The organism is Porphyromonas sp. KLE 1280 (assembly GCF_000700805.1).
Classification (GTDB): Bacteria; Bacteroidota; Bacteroidia; order Bacteroidales; family Porphyromonadaceae; genus Porphyromonas; species Porphyromonas pasteri.
In genome coordinates this window covers 177,719-193,087 of the sequence record NZ_KL362965.1, presented here as the reverse complement: position 1 = coordinate 193,087, position 15,369 = coordinate 177,719, and the positions used below count along the sequence as shown (strand labels likewise).

At 57.8% G+C, this 15,369-nt stretch carries 8 protein-coding genes; 3 read left to right on the top strand and 5 right to left on the bottom strand.

Going from position 1 to position 15,369, the window contains the following annotated elements; translation table 11 throughout:
• Positions 1-36: 36 nt before the first annotated feature.
• The 5 genes from HMPREF1121_RS07115 to HMPREF1121_RS07095 all read right to left on the bottom strand — a co-directional run bounded on the left by HMPREF1121_RS07115 (position 37) and on the right by HMPREF1121_RS07095 (position 9,782).
• Complete coding sequence (locus HMPREF1121_RS07115; RefSeq protein WP_044115562.1) at positions 37-1,488, bottom strand: alpha-galactosidase; 1,452 nt, start codon at positions 1,486-1,488, stop codon at positions 37-39.
• A 28-nt stretch (positions 1,489-1,516) separates the two neighbouring features.
• Positions 1,517-3,076, bottom strand: coding sequence for a SusF/SusE family carbohydrate-binding protein (locus tag HMPREF1121_RS07110; protein ID WP_044115561.1), 1,560 nt, complete (start codon positions 3,074-3,076; stop codon positions 1,517-1,519).
• 46 nt (positions 3,077-3,122) lie between these two features.
• Positions 3,123-4,847, bottom strand: a complete 1,725-nt coding sequence (locus tag HMPREF1121_RS07105) for a RagB/SusD family nutrient uptake outer membrane protein (protein WP_044115560.1) — start codon at positions 4,845-4,847, stop codon at positions 3,123-3,125.
• A gap of 45 nt (positions 4,848-4,892) precedes the next feature.
• Entirely contained in the window at positions 4,893-7,883 is a 2,991-nt protein-coding gene (locus HMPREF1121_RS07100; RefSeq protein ID WP_369793564.1) for a SusC/RagA family TonB-linked outer membrane protein, read from the bottom strand.
• A 210-nt stretch (positions 7,884-8,093) separates the two neighbouring features.
• Positions 8,094-9,782: a DUF6377 domain-containing protein gene (locus HMPREF1121_RS07095; protein WP_052353644.1), complete on the bottom strand. Its 1,689-nt coding sequence runs from the start codon at positions 9,780-9,782 to the stop codon at positions 8,094-8,096.
• 564 nt (positions 9,783-10,346) lie between these two features.
• Between HMPREF1121_RS07095 and mfd the strand changes: the two genes are divergently transcribed.
• From mfd to cobT, 3 genes are read left to right on the top strand one after another with little or no spacing between them, the layout of a single operon-like run.
• Entirely contained in the window at positions 10,347-13,745 is a 3,399-nt protein-coding gene (gene mfd / locus HMPREF1121_RS07090; RefSeq protein WP_232223761.1) for a transcription-repair coupling factor, read from the top strand.
• 31 nt (positions 13,746-13,776) lie between these two features.
• On the top strand, positions 13,777-14,289 hold the full coding sequence (locus HMPREF1121_RS07085) for a bifunctional adenosylcobinamide kinase/adenosylcobinamide-phosphate guanylyltransferase (RefSeq protein WP_044115558.1): 513 nt from the start codon (positions 13,777-13,779) through the stop codon (positions 14,287-14,289).
• Positions 14,290-14,315: 26 nt separating this feature from the next.
• Positions 14,316-15,368 (top strand): nicotinate-nucleotide--dimethylbenzimidazole phosphoribosyltransferase, encoded by a 1,053-nt coding sequence (cobT, locus tag HMPREF1121_RS07080; RefSeq protein ID WP_044115557.1) that lies wholly within the window; start codon positions 14,316-14,318, stop codon positions 15,366-15,368.
• The last annotated feature ends 1 nt before the right edge of the window (position 15,369 follow it).

Genomic DNA, 15,369 nt, shown 5'->3' with positions numbered 1-15,369 from the left:
TACTCAACATTAAATAGATGCTCGGAGCGGAGGATCTTACAGCTTCGAGAGCTTGAGGATCTTACAGCCATGCGCGGGGATCTCTGCGGAGATCGTCCCTGAGACCGTACCTTCATCCTCATGTGTCCAGAGGTTGCGAGCCTTCCACGAGCCGTGGATGCCGATCTGTGAGAGCATAACGGAGCGCGTGGCGGCAGACTGATCGCGGTTGAAGAGGCCGACGACCCAAGAGCCGTCCTTCAGCTGGCCGTACCAGATCTCGCCATCGATACCCCAGAGGTCACGCTTGTAGGGCTGACCGACGAAGCCGTCCTTCTGCAGGGCGAGCAGCTCTTCATTCTGGAAGAAGGTGAGGTCATGGGCATTGGGGTAGTCCGTGACAGCGATAGGCCCACCTGCCATCAGAGGCAGGGAGATAGCCGAGCGCTTCTCGTCATCGCTGGCGAAGGAGCCGAGGCGGATGAAGTCCCCATCGAGGCGAACCTTACCACGACCCGAGATCTTCGACCAGTTGATGAAGCCGTCAAAGGCATTCTCTGAGTTAGGCCAGCCACCACGCAGCGAGCCACGATTGTTCTCCGAGAAGCGGTACCAAGAGCCTTCGAGAGCGTCGGCATTGATACGGATCATATTGCCGGCGTACTTCTCGATGATCGCATTGTTCTTGAGGTGAGGCATGACGAGGGAGACATAGACGCCGTACTTACGGGCGTACTTATTGATCCACTGCATCCCACGCACATAGCGCTCACGACCATAGCCACGGTCGATCTGGTCGCTGTAGTTCATACCATCTTCATACCAAGAGAGGAAGTCCATACGGATGAAGTGCACGCCCATATCAGCGTAGTGCTTGAAGAAGGCCTCGAAGTGCTGCTCAGCTCCAGGATGATCGGTGAGCACCCAGCCGAACTGATCATTCTTCGTGGGGTGGAGGACATCCTTATCCTTCTCGGGATTGTAGCGCAGGCTACCGACAGTGATGCCATCAGTACCTGGGATGATCGCATTGGGATTGCTATAGTGCAGCCAGAAGGGGTTGTCGTAGACCCCGAGCTTGAGGCCCTTAGCCTTGAGCTTGGTGATGATCGTCGAGAGCTCGATCTCGGGAGAGCTCTCATCCTTCTGAGAGCGGCTGTAGCGCGTCATATATCCATCGTCCCCACCCATGGCAGCGAAGCCATCGGTGACGAGCATATCGTAGCCGTAGGGCTTGAGGTTGGTAGCGACGAAGTCAATAGCTTCATCCCAATCCTTCTCGGTGAAGATATTGGGGAATGAGCCATCCTTCTCCTGCTGACGCAGTGCACCATAGACGCTCCAGTAGAGCGGAGCATAGTCCATCCCTGGGGCTTGAGCCAGTGGCGTCAGGCCCTGCGTAGGGTCGACCTTGTCGACACTGAGGTCACTCGTCACGTCCCACGTGTTGCTATTGCAGCTGGTCATGAAAGCTGCCAGCGCCAGTGCGGCGATGAGATATTTCTTCATATTCCTATTGTCTTGTTAGAGTCGTCGGCTATGCACCGATATACGTGACGTTGATCTTCTTCGTGGAGAAGTTGATGGTGATCTTGTAGGTACCAGCCCGCGTCACCTTCCACTTGTGGTCAGCACCGCCCTTGACGACGTCGCCAGCACTGATGCCCGAGGCATTCACCTCCGTATCAGCCTGCGGTGCCTGAAGCCAATCACCAGAGAAGTCATCGTTGGTTGAGGTAAGAGCCACCTTAAACTCCCCAGTGCCGAGAGCACCCTGCCATGAGAACTCGAGGGGCGAGGAGCTACTCTTCGTCATCGCCGTCCCCTTGATATCCCAGCCCTTAGGCGTAGCACCACCGACGAGGCGTGCCTCAGCAGTAGCGATACTCGTGCTGGCACCACCGACGTATTCGGCGGTGAGCTTGTGCGTCTTCATATCGATGGTGAGGACGTAGTTGCCAGCCTTCGTGACCTTCCACTTATTGTCAGCACTCTTATTGGTACCAGCGACGACGTCCAGTGCGCTGGTCGTAGCGTCCGAGATCTCGACATCGGCAGCCGAAGCATAGAACCAGTCCTTAGCCACGTCATCGAAGCCACCGGTATTCGTAGCCATGAGCTTCAGTGCTCCAGCCTTGAGCTCGCCAGCGTAGACGAACTTATGCTCACCGACCTTCTTGAAGGCAAGCGCCTCGCCGATATTCCAGCCACCGGCAGCATCGCCAAGAGCGTAGAGCGTCTCGGTCTTCCAAGGATCGCTCTTGGGGGCAGCGGTGAAGGACTCTACCTTGATCGTGCGGTTCGTGACGTCGAAGACGAGCTTATACGTCCCAGCCTCGGTGACCGTCCACTTATTGTCTGCACCACCAGCGACCATACCCTGCTTGGACACCCCTTCGTGGCTGAGTGTCACACCTGCTTCGGGAGCCTGGATGTAGGGACCAGCGTAGTCCTTGAGGACCGTAGCGTCAGAGACGAGCTTGAATTCGCCCGTCTTCAGTGCGCCCTCATAGGTGAACTGCAGAGGGCTATCGGAGGTCTTCGTGAAGGCCGTAGCTTCCGTCGTTGACCAGCCCGCGGGAGTAGCATCACCGATGAAGCCCAGCGTAGAGGTCGTGATAGGTGTCACGGGCTCAGCGCCCTCATAGACAGCCTGAATCGTGCGCTCTCGCAGGTTGATCGTCAGCAGATAGGTACCCGACTCGGTGACCTTCCACTTCGTGTCGTCACCACCTCGGCGAACGCTGATGCCGCTCTCGGCGACACCTTTACTATTGATCTCGGTGTTTGCCTTCGGAGCATAGATGAAGGTCGCCCCCCAGTCGCCCTTAGCGAGAGGGAACTTCAGCTCCCCTGCGGCGAGACGGCCATGGTAAGTGAAGACGAACTTATTGCTGGCATCGCGTACCAGCTCGGCAGGATTGTCAATGCTCCAGCCCGCAGGCGTAGCGTCACCTACCATATAGAGATGGTCGACCTTGAGAGGGAGCTCCTCGTCGATGACTACGATGTCCTTGTCATCATGGCATGACTGGAGGACCGCTGGGACGGCGAGCACTGCGAGAGCCCATATCCCATACTTGAATATTCTGTTCATGTCTAATCTGTGTGCTTTAGAGATTACACCTTAGTATGTAGTGGAGTTAGTAGCCGGGGTTCTGCTTGAGGTTGCGGTTAGCCCCAAGGATATCTCGGTGAAGCGGGAAGATGAGTGTGTGGCTATCGGCATCAGCCTTCTTATCCCACCAAGCATCGAGGAACTTCCCGAAGCGGATGAGGTCGATACGACGACGACCTTCGGCGAAGAACTCACGGCCCCATTCGGCGAGCATTTCCTTGAGATCAAGCTGTGCCGTACCCTCGGGGGCGTAGAGAGCCGTCGACCAGTCGGTGGAGGGATAGTTACGCTTACGGACGCTATTCAGCAGCTGAGCAGCAGTGGTCGCATCGCCACTGCGGAGCTTGCATTCGGCGAGGCTGTAGATGATCTCAGGCAGTCGGATCTCACAGTAGTCTGCCTCGAGCTGCCCTGACTCATCGTCTGAGTAGAGAGGATACTTGGCGAACATCCAGCCAGAGTTATCGTCCCCGTCCTCCAGACGGCTCTCAGAGGTAGCGAGCCACTTATTCCCGTCGGTACCGCCGAACTTCCCTACGGCATCACGCAGGTCAAGCGTGTAGCGCCCGTTGTGATCCTTGAGGTAAGCCGTCTGCCCCTTGTCATCCGTGTAGGAGATCTTGCCGAAGATGAAGAGCCCTTCGCGGCGGTTGTTGCCGAGGTTCGTGTACATCTTCAGGCGGACATCGGAGGGATATTGCTTGAAGCGCTCGATAGGCATACCCAGCTCATAGGTGTACTTCTCTCCCTTGGGGTTGTAGCTGGGAGAAGCCGAGTACTTGATGTTGTGCGTACCGACCTTATTCTTCGTATCCTTGAGCCAGTCGCTGGCCTTAGAGGGGACAGACCACCAGTACATATCACCGGTGTAGTGCCAGTGCGTGCGACCTGCTGAGGCAGGGAAGGCGAAGATGACTTCGTCGGAGGTCTGGTTGTCCCAGTCGAAGGCAGCATCCCAGCGGTCAGCTACCTTGTAGGAGCCGTACTTGCCGTTGAGGATATCCTGAGCGTACTGCGCGCACTCGGTGTAGTGATCCTCACCGATGTAGACCTTCGCATTGAGGTAGAGTCGCACCAAGAGAGCTGCGGCACTGGCCTGCGTCCACTGCCCTTGGATAGCCTGATTGCCACCGAGAGATGTCTTGCGAGTCAGCTCGGGCAGGGCGGCCTTCAGCTCAGACTCGATGAAGTCATAGACCTTACGAGGCTCTACCTGACCCGTGGAGTTCTTGCTCGTGTCATAGTAGCTCACCGCCAGAGGGACGTTGCGGAAGGCGTCCAGCAGACGGAGGTAGAACCACGCACGCAGCACTCTATTCTGCGCCTTGAGGTTCTTGAACTCCGCATCAGAGAACCCGAACTTCGCGGCTGAGCGCTGCTCGAGGTCCTCGATCACGAGGTTAGCCTGCATGATCCCTTGGAAGCAACCATTGTACTCCGTCTGGGCTTCGCCATTGGTCGTGAGCCACTCATGGCGGTGCATACGCGCCCAGCGTCCACCATCATCCCACCAGTCTTCGCGGGTGGGGGTGATGAGCTGGTCAGCGGACTCTTCATTGAGCACGTGGCGGCTCTGCACGCTCCAGAAGGCGTGCTCGAAGGGGCGGAAGACGGCACGGATGACGTCCGACTTCGTGTTATAGTAGTTCTGTGAGGCGACCTGATCGTAGAGATTCTCGTCCAGGTTAGTACATCCCACGAGGCTGGCAGCGACGAGCGCACCTGCCATATATTTCATTGTCCTTCTCATTGCTTACTCTGTATGATGTCACAGACAGTGATGTCCATCAGTAGATTAGAAGTTCACCTGCGTACCGATCATGAACTGACGGGTCGAGGGGTAGTACGAGCGAGAGCCCGTAGCCCCTGGGTTCAGCCCATTGACCTGATAGTTCGAGGGGTCGATACCAGAGAACTTGGTGATGGTAAAGAGGTTGCTCGCCGTAGCGTAGATGCGGACAGCATCAATGTACTTCTTCTTCAGATTCAGCGTATAGCCGAGGCTGACGGAGGAGAGCTTGAGGTAGTCCCCGGGCTCGAGGAAGTAGTCGGAGACGATGGGGTTCTGCGAGACGATCTTATTCTTGCTATAAGCCTTGTCCATCACATTGCCCTGGAAGTTCCGCGTCCCATAGTAGAAGTCGTGGATATTGAAGAGGTCGAAGCCGAGTGCCGTCTGGAAGAAGAGCGAGGCATCGATATTCTTGTAGCGCAGGGTATGGGTCATCGAGCCGGTGAACTGAGGCAAGCCATTGCCCACATACTGACGGTCATCGTCGGTAGCATTATCGGCAAGGACCTTGTCGCCGTCCTTGTCGTAGACTACCCAGCGGCCCTGAGGATCTACCCCAGCATACTTCAGCATGTAGAAGTTCCCGATACGCTTGCCCTTCTCGATACGCTGCAGGTTGTGGAAGGGATAGGGATCCTCCGTGCTGACGACGTCGTAGTAGTCCTGCCCGACGAACTTATCGTTACTGAAGTCCACGAACTTATTGCTCATCGTAGCCCCGATGACATTGATCGTGTAGGTGAAGTCCTTCGTCTTGACGGCATTCCACGTGAGGTCGAATTCGAAGCCGCTATTGCGCATCGTACCTACGTTGACAAAGGTCGAGGTGAAGAGATAGGGAGGCACCGAGACATTGTAGTCACCGAGGAGGTCCTGCTGCTTACGGCTGTAGTAGTTGAAGGAGCCATAGAGGTCACCACCGAAGAGCGTCCAGTCGAGACCGACATTCCAGTTCTGGCCCTTCTCCCAGCGCAGGTCAGGGTTGACGTTCTTGCCAGGTCCCCATACCTGATAGTACTTACCATTATATAGGTAGTAGCCGAAGCCCGACATCGTGTTGAGCGAGCGGTAGCTGTCGAAGGACTGGTTCCCCGTGATACCGAAGTCACCACGAAGCTTGAGGTCCGTGAGCCAGCTCTTCGTCCCAGCCATAAAGGCTTCGTCAGAGATACGCCAGCCGGCAGAGATAGCGGGGAAGTTCCCCCACTTGTGGTGCTCACCGAACTTTGACGAGCCTTCGTGACGGAGTGAAGCCGTCAGCATATAGCGACCCTTCCAGTCGTAGCTCACACGGCCGAAGAAGGAGATGAGCTTGGAGTCATTCTTATAGGACCCCATACCGAGCTCCCCTTCATCCTTAGCGTAAGTACCGCTACCGAGGTTGTTATCCTCGAGCGCATCGTTGGGGAAGTCCTTATTCGCAGCGTTCAGCCCTGAGTACTGCTCATACTGATAGGAGTACCCTGCCATCACCTTGAAGTTGTGATTGCCGAAGGAGTTGACGTAGTTCGTGACCCACTCGAGGGTACGTATAGCACTCTTCGAGTAGTCCTGTGAGGCCTCACCTTCACGACCGGCATTGATCGCCAGCGTGCTCGTCGAGGGGCGAAACCACTGATTGTAGTTGTCATACTGGTGGTCTGCGAAGGTCAGCTGCGTGGTCAGCGTCTGACGATCCTCCTTATTCAGGAGCAGAGGCAGGAGGTTGAGCTTGACGGTACCGTCCCAGTCAAGGAGCTTCGTCGTACCCGTGCTCTTGTCCTTCTTCAGGAGCTCAAGCGGATTGTAGCCAGCAGCCTGCCCCTTGAAGTTGTAGTAGAGCGAAGGATCCTTGGGGTCCATGATAGGCGTCGTGGGGTTAGCCTCGACAGCATTGCGGAAGACATCCCAAGAAGCATTCTTGCGGTAGGCGACGCGGGGAGCGACATTCAGCGAGAAGGTGATGAGCCCACCCTTCGTCGTGTGGTTCAGTGCGACACGCGCACCATATTCCTCACGCCCCGAATAGAGATCGATACCATTGGCGCTGCGGTAGTCAGCCGACACACGATAGTTCGAGCGAGCACTACCACCGCTGAGGCTGAGGGAGTGCTGGGTGCGTGCCCCGACGCGGCTCACCGCATCAAGCCAGTCGACACTGCCCCCGAGGTCGTAGCCGACGCCCGAGGCCAAGCGGTTCGCACGATACTCATCAGCACTGAGCATATCGAGCTCACGCTTGATGACGTCGAAGGAGACCGTACCCGTGTAGGTCGTGTGTAGGTTACCGTCACGGGCGCCCTTCTTCGTCGTCACGAGGATGACCCCATTGGATCCGCGCGTACCATAGATAGCACTGGCAGCCCCATCCTTGAGGATGTCGAAGCTCTCGATATCGTTGGGGTTAAGGTTCGTCAGGTTACCACCAGGCACCCCGTCGATGACGATGAGTGGGCCGAGGCCTGCAGCACGGGAGGAGACCCCACGCACCTGGATGCTTGCCTGATTGTTGGGGTCACCTGCTCCGGTATTCGTGATGCTCACACCAGCGACCTTCCCCTGGATCATCATCGAGGGGTCGACGGTAGCCATCTGAGAGAAGTTCTTGGAGGAGACGTGGGTGACAGCGGAGGTCAGCTCCTTCTTACCCATCGTGCCATAGCCGACGACGACGACCTCATTGAGTGTAGCCGCCTCTTCGGTGAGGACGACCTTGATCTCACGACGGCCATCGAGGGCTATCTCAAGGGGCTTGTATCCGACGTAGCTCACACGGATCGTAGCCTTAGGATTCTTAGCCTTGAGGACGAAGTGCCCCTTGGCATCGGTCATGGTACCATTGGTCGTACCCTTCTCGAGGACGGTCGCCCCGATGATGGGCTCACCTGCTGGATCAGTCACGGTGCCCTTGACACTCACGGTCTGGGCAAAGAGGCTGACCGAGGTGAGTACCAAGGTCGATGAGAGGAGTAGTCGCCGCAGCGAGGTATCCACGCTTTGTACAGTTTCCATCATTGATATGTAGGTTAGAATTTTTATCCCAACAGGTAGGTATCTGGCGACTCAGATGAGTGGCTGAGCCGTAGCTCACCTGGATCGCTACCAACGAAGATAGACGAAATGCATACGCGAAGAGGGTGAGGTACTAAGTATATAGTTGGTGTAGAAACATCCACTCTGATACTTAGCAACTTACCCTCTTTTTGCAGACAAAAAAAGTAGTAATTATTGGGGCGGATTGGCGCCTTTCAGAGCCTTTTTCCCGATCTCCATGACCTGCTTCTCGAGCTCGTCACGATCGCCTCGAGCACGATTGCGCATGCGGGTACGGTAGTTGTAAATCGTCGTCACCGAGTAGCGCAGGAAGTGTGCGATCTTGGTGCTGTCGGTGATGCCGAGACGGATGAGTGCGAAGACACGCAGCTCGGTATTGAGCTTCTGCCCTGGCTTGAGCTGTACCTGCTCGTCCTCACGGAGGAGCGCATTGAAGTCCTCGACGAAGGTCGGGAAGAGGTTGATGAAGGTCGTGTCGAAGCTATCGTAGAACTCTGCCAGCTCCGTCTCGACCTCCTGATTGTATGAGGTGAGGGCCTGCTGGATCTCCTTCGTCTTGCCAGCGCTGAGGAGCTGACGCAGACGCTGACGGAAGCTCTCCATCTTCTCCAGATAGCTCGAGCACTGATCCATGTACTGAGTGATGTAGGCCTCCTTGAGGTACGAGGTCTCGGTGATGAGCTGATTCTGCCGCTTCATCTCCTCGTTGTACTCCACGAGCGTGCGGTTGACCTCATTGAGCTGACTATTGGCATGCGCCAGATCCGTCTGCGCCTGCTGTAGGGCTTTCTTCTGCTTCAGGACACTGAAGATGGCGAAGATGAGGCTCACGACAAGGAGGCTGATGGCGATAAGGACCCCTGTGATGACACGCTGTTGCTGCTGCTTCTTCTCCAGATAAGCCTCATTGACGACGGGGAAGGTATCGAGGATCTCGAGGATACGGAGGCGGGCATTACACGCCTTCGCATCGGCCATACACAGCGTGAGGTAGTGGTAGGCGCGGTCGATGTCGCCCGACTGGAAGAGGATCACAGCGAGCTTGCGCAGGGCGATGTACTCACGTGTATCGCTCTGCATGTCGCTGATAGCGGCCAGCGTGTAGTAGTGTCGGGCCTCCTCGATACGCCCCATGTGGTAGTAGGCCTCGGCGATGGTGTAGTGGTAGCCCGCATCGAAGCGCCCATCGCCCGTCGGCGTGAAGGGCAGGAGCTCACGTAGGGCCTCGGCATACTTGCCGTGGGCAGTCAGCTTATCGGCATAGATCATCCGATACATATTCGACCCCGCCTCATAAATCGTCAGCAGCGAGTCGCGGAAGTCATCGGTGAGGCTGGCATAGGCCGCTTTCTCTTGCGCCGTCACGGCATAGTCCGCCATGAGGCCGAAGAGGCTTCGGCAGAGGTGGAAGAACTGGCTACGCTGCCCTGGGAGGACGCCCCCCTCACGCAGCGGCTTGATGATCTCATCGGCTTCCTTGAACATCCCGATCGTCATCAATGCCGTAGCCCGATGGAGCAGGGCGTTCTGCTTCTGCTCCTCATTGCCCGCCTGCTGTGCCAGCTGGGAGAGTGCCGTAGCATAGAAGAGCGAGGAGTCGGTATTGTATGAGCGGTTCTCCTGCCACAATGCCTCGTAGAGGTTCATACGCCCCTCCACGTTCCCTGCACTCAGCTTACTCAAGCTCTGTCGCAGGGTCTCTAAAGCTTCCTCCTTGCGCTGCATATAGGATGGGCGCTGCTCAATCGTCTGATTGAGCTTCACCAAAAGGCTATCCGAAGAGCCCGCCCACAGCGAAGGAAAGAAGGAGAGTAAGGCAGCGATAACGGCTACCCATTTTAGAGAAATCCGCTTGATCATAATCCCAAATTTAGAAAGTATCCTTGATTTATCAGCAAAAGCGTGTGAATTCAGCAGGGTTTCCGTCATGGGATCTCCCACCTATGACCGCCCTCTCCCATCCTCTTTTTTTCTTATCCAGCACAGGGAAAAGTGTCCTTCTCGTGAAGAAAAAAGCGCCTCCACGTAGTGGTTTTCCTCTGTCTATGTACGTAGTCTTAAAGACCAGGCACGTCAATCCAAATATCCACGTACGTAGATATTAGAGCCACGTACGTAGTCCCAACTTATCTGCCACTCCTCCACAACTTTTATCCCTACGCGGAGCAACAACCTCATATAGGTCACTTCATAAAGCTATATAGCTTTCTTCACCATACTATATAGCTCTACCCACGTACCTATATAGGTCATCGCAGCGATCTATATAGGTTAGCCCACCGACCAATACGGTTCGCACACCCTTACTACGAAGGCGCAGAAAAGCCCGCCGTAGGAAGGCACTTCCGAGAGGTAGCTTTTGCCCCACGAAAAGGAATAGCACGGCAGGCTCCATACGTGGGGGAGAAGCCGTATCTTCGCAGAGTGAAACAGGTCGATACAAATCCATCCCGCCCTACCTTCCAGCCGCCGCTGATGACGGGGCTTTCTGAGCAAGGAGTCTCCCTCTCCCAGCCCCTTCCGCCTCACACCCGTCGCTCCCTCTCGGGGCTCATGGGTTCTGCCCGTGCCTTCGTCGCTCCGCGCATCCGCGAGGCAGCACCGCTCATGGCTCTCCTACGTGACGAAGAGGAGGCTGGCTACTTCTATTCGGACTTAGCCCAGCTCTTGGGCGAGGATGGTGTACTCTTCTTCCCCTCAGCCTATCGCCGTGCGATCCGCTATGGGCACCGCGATGAGTCGAGTGCCCTCCTGCGCTCTATGGTACTCAGCGCCCTGATAAGTGCAGCAGCACCAGGCGGCACTCCCCTACCCATCCTCGTCACCTATCCCGAGGCCCTTATGGAGGGTATCCGCCAGGAGAGTGGCACGAAGGAAGAGCCCCTCATCATCCATCGGGGGGACGTCATCGAGCGTGACCACCTGCGTGACCAGCTCCTCGCCTGGGGCTTCGAGCGTGTGGACTACGTCTATGAGCCGGGGCAGTTCGCCCTGCGTGGGAGCATCGTCGATATCTATTCCTTTGCCTCCGAGCTCCCCTACCGTCTGGACTTCTTCGATGACGAAGTGGAGAGCGTACGCTGCTTCGAGGTCGATAGCCAGCTCTCCGTACGTCAACTCACAGAGATCACGCTGAGTCCCGACCTCTCTCAGGGCTCGGGCGATCTCACATCGCTCATCAGCCTGCTCCCTGCAGGCACCCAGCTCCTCCTCTCGGGTGGTGGATCGCTAAGTACCCGCCTCGAGATGACTTGGACCGAAGCCCCACTGCTGCAAGACGGCGAGGGCTTCGAAGACCTTGAGGCGCTGCGTCGCATGCTCATCGAGCCCAGCCAACTCTTCTCCGAGATCCAGGCTCTCTCGGGCTACGAACTGACGGACGAGGCTACACCGAATGGCCTGCACTTCCACACCACGCGCCAGCCCCTCTTTCACAAGGACTATGATGGCTTAGCTGCCCAGATCCGCTCTTGGCGCGCCGACGGCTATACCATATATATATGTGCAGCGAGCCGTGAGGGTCACGAGCGTGCCCGCGACATCCTCACCCCACGCCTCAGCGAAGCCGAGCTACCTACAGAGGTGACCCTCGGCCTGCACGAGGGCTTCGTCGACGAAGACCACCGCTGGGTACTCCTCACCGAGCACGAGCTCTTCGACCGCTACCACAAGTACACCCTGCGTAGCGACAAGGCCAGCTCGGGGAAGGTCACACTCTCGCTGAAGGAGATCCAGAGCTTCAGCCGTGGCGACCTCATCGTCCACGCCGACCACGGTATCGGGCGCTTTGACGGCCTGGTGAGTATGCCTCAGGGCGACCACATGCAGGAGTTCGTCAAGCTCGTCTACCGCAACAATGACACCATCTATGTCAACCTGCATAGCCTGCACAAGCTCTCCCACTACCGCTCGGGCGAAGGGGGGAAAGAAGTCACGCTCAGTGCAGTCGGCTCAGGGGCATGGCAGCGTATCAAGGAGCGCACGAAGAAGCGCATCAAGGATATCGCCCGTGATCTGATACGTCTCTACGCCAAGCGTCGTGAGACGGAGGGCTTTGCCTTCAACCCCGATACCTACCTCCAGCACGAGCTCGAGGCATCGTTCGCCTTCGAGGATACCCCCGACCAAGCCGCTGCCGTCACCGCTGTGAAGGCCGATATGGAGCGCCCCTATCCGATGGACCGCCTCCTCTGCGGGGATGTCGGCTTCGGTAAGACGGAGGTAGCCGTGCGTGCTGCCTTCAAGGCTGCCACCGACGGCAAGCAGGTCGCCGTCCTCGTCCCCACGACGGTCTTAGCGTACCAGCACTACCGCACCTTCTCCAAGCGACTGAAGGACTTCCCCGTCCGTGTCGACTACATCTCACGTGCCCGCACGCCGAAGGAGCTTCGCGCTATCCTCGCAGACCTCCGTGAGGGGAAGATCGACATCATCATCGGCACGCACCGCCTGACGAGCAAGGACGTAGCGTTCCACGATCTTGGCCTGCTGATCATCGACGAAGAGCAGAAGTTCGGCGTCGCCACGAAGGAGAAGCTCCGTCAGCTTCAGGTCAATGTCGACACGCTCACGATGAGCGCCACGCCTATCCCCCGTACCCTGCAGTTCTCCCTGATGGGTGCGCGTGACCTCTCGAACCTCAACACCCCGCCTGCCAACCGCCGTCCCGTAGAGACCCTCCTAACGCAGACCACCCCGCAGATCATCCGCGAGGCCGTGGGCTTCGAGATGAGTCGCAATGGGCAGGTGTACTTCGTCAATAGCCGCATCAGCAACATTGAGAACCTCGCCGCCCTCATCCAGCGCGAGGTCCCCGACGCACGCATCGCCGTCGCCCACGGGCAGCTGGCACCGAAGGAGATGGAGCAGATCCTCATCGACTTCGGTAACCACGAGTACGACGTCCTCGTAGCGACGAAGATCATCGAGAATGGCATCGACGTGCCGAACGCCAATACCATCATGATCCACGATGCACACCACTATGGCCTAAGCGAACTGCATCAGCTCCGTGGCCGTGTAGGACGTAGCGACCGCAAGGCCTTCTGCTACCTCCTCACTCCTCCGCTCGAGGGGCTCAGCGAAGACTCCAAGCGCCGCCTGCGTGCTATCGAGAGCTTCAGCGATCTGGGCAGTGGCATACGCATCGCCCTACAGGACCTCGACCAGCGTGGTGCAGGCAACGTCCTCGGCGCCGAGCAGAGTGGCTTCATCACCGACATGGGCTACGAGACCTATCAGAAGGTCTTCTCCGAAGCTATCCGAGAGCTCAAGGCCGATGAGTTCGCACACGTCTATGCTGACGACGATAAGCAGAGTGACGGTAGCGAGCTCGCCGACCGATTCGTCGTCGAGACGCAGGTAGAGAGTGACCTCGAGCTTGCCCTTCCCGATGAGTACGTACCCTCGGACAGCGAGCGTATCCTCCTCTATCGTGAGCTGGACAGCCTCAGCGAAGACAAGGAGCTTGAGGACTTCGCCTCCCGACTGCGTGACCGCTTCGGTGCCCTTCCCCCAGAGACCGAAGAACTCATCCTCATCCCTCGCCTACGCCGCCTCGGCCATCACCTCGGCATCGAGAAGGTCGTACTCAAGGGTGGCTCTATGAGTCTCCACCTCATCGCCGATACCTCCAGCCCGTACTACGCCTCGGAGACCTTCGGTCGACTCCTCGAGTACATGGCACGCAACAGCCGTCAGTGCGAGTTCGTCCAGCGCTCGGGGCGCCACATCATCCGCGTGCATCATATCCCCTCCGTTGCCGCTGCTATCACCGTGATGCAGCACATCCTCCAGCGTCGCATCGAGGGGACACGAGCCTAACCACACTGCCACTACCATCACCTGACTACCTATGAGCTACATTCATCTCATCACCGGCGGCGAGCGCTCTGGCAAGAGCACCTATGCCGAGAGCGAAGCTCTGCGCCTCAGCGGGCAGCCCGTCTATCTGGCGACGGCCCGCATCTGGGACGAAGAGTTCCGCCAGCGCATCCTGCGTCATCAGGAGCGTCGCGGCCCTGAGTGGACGAACATCGAGGAGGACATCCGCCCCTCCAAGCACGACTTCACGGGGCGCGTCGTCCTCATCGACTGCATCACGCTGTGGGCGACGAACTACTTCTTCGACATGCAGCAGGACGTCGATCGTGCGCTCGAAGCCCTCAAGAAGGAGTTCGACACGCTCGTCCAGCAGGACGCCACCTTCATCTTTGTTACCAATGAGCTGGGCATGGGCGGTATGTCCGAGTCCCGCACACAGCGCCTCTTCACCCAGCTACAGGGCTGGATGAACCAGCATGTAGCCGCCCGCGCAGACCGCGTCACCCTGATGGTTAGTGGCCTTCCCCTCACCGTCAAGGGCTGACCTCACTCGAATTACTCCCTATCACAATGCAAGACTTCGATATCCGCCCCATCCCCGAGGAAGAGATCTACCGCGCCCAATGCTACATCGACCAGATCGCTAAGCCTCTGGGCGCCATGGGCAAGCTCGAGACACTCGCCGCACGCCTCGCCGCACTCCAAGACACCCTACAGCCCAGCCTTTCGCCACGTGAGCACTTCGTCTTCGCTGCCGACCACGGCATTGAGACCGAGGGCGTGAGCAAGAGCCCGCGCGAGGTCACCCATCAGGTCGTCTACAGCATGCTACGTGGTGGAGCGGGGATATGCTTCCTCTGCCGACAGCATGACTTCGCTCTACACATCGTCGACGTCGGGGTAGATCACGAGTTCCCCCTCGAAGGGACAGCACTTATCCACCGCAAGATCCGCCGAGGTACCCGCTCCTTCCTCCACGAGTCCGCTATGACTGAGGAGGAGGTCGACCGCGCTATCTCTATCGGCGTCGTCTCAGTAGACGAGGCCGTCGAGCGTGGATGTAAGCTCCTCTCCTTCGGCGAGATGGGCATCGCCAACACCTCTACCTCGGCACTCTGGATGTACTACCTCACCGACCTTCCTCTCGAGGAATGTGTGGGTCGTGGGAGCGGACTTGACTACGACGGCGTACAGCACAAGCTCGCCATCCTCCGCCAGGCTGTGGACAACTATCGCGGTCCTGTGGATGCCGAAGCTATACTCCGCTACTTCGGTGGCTACGAGATGGTGGTCACCGTCGGGGCGATGCTCCGTGCAGCAGAGCGCCGCGTGGCCTTCCTCGTTGATGGCTTCATTATGACGGCCTGCCTACTTATGGCACGGGCATTATACCCAGCAGTCACTGATTATGCGTTTTATGGACATGCAGGGGATGAGGCGGGGCACGCTCGTCTCCTACGCTACCTCGGGGCCGATCCCATCCTGCGCTTAGGCATGCGTCTTGGCGAAGGGACGGGGGCTATCTGCGCCTTCCCTATCCTCGATTCGGCTGCGCGAATGCTCCGTGAGATGGCCTCCTTCACCACCTCTGGAGTCACCGACTACGTCAGCTCTCCCGAGTAGC

Excerpts from the sequence above, each read along its gene's own strand:
- HMPREF1121_RS07115 (WP_044115562.1), bottom strand. The coding sequence starts at position 1,488 with ATGAAGAAATATCTCATCGCCGCACTGGCGCTGGCAGCTTTCATGACC.
- HMPREF1121_RS07110 (WP_044115561.1), bottom strand. The coding sequence starts at position 3,076 with ATGAACAGAATATTCAAGTATGGGATATGGGCTCTCGCAGTGCTCGCC.
- HMPREF1121_RS07105 (WP_044115560.1), bottom strand. The coding sequence starts at position 4,847 with ATGAGAAGGACAATGAAATATATGGCAGGTGCGCTCGTCGCTGCCAGC.
- HMPREF1121_RS07100 (WP_369793564.1), bottom strand. The coding sequence starts at position 7,883 with ATGATGGAAACTGTACAAAGCGTGGATACCTCGCTGCGGCGACTACTC.
- HMPREF1121_RS07095 (WP_052353644.1), bottom strand. The coding sequence starts at position 9,782 with ATGATCAAGCGGATTTCTCTAAAATGGGTAGCCGTTATCGCTGCCTTA.
- HMPREF1121_RS07085 (WP_044115558.1), top strand. The coding sequence starts at position 13,777 with ATGAGCTACATTCATCTCATCACCGGCGGCGAGCGCTCTGGCAAGAGC.
- cobT (WP_044115557.1), top strand. The coding sequence starts at position 14,316 with ATGCAAGACTTCGATATCCGCCCCATCCCCGAGGAAGAGATCTACCGC.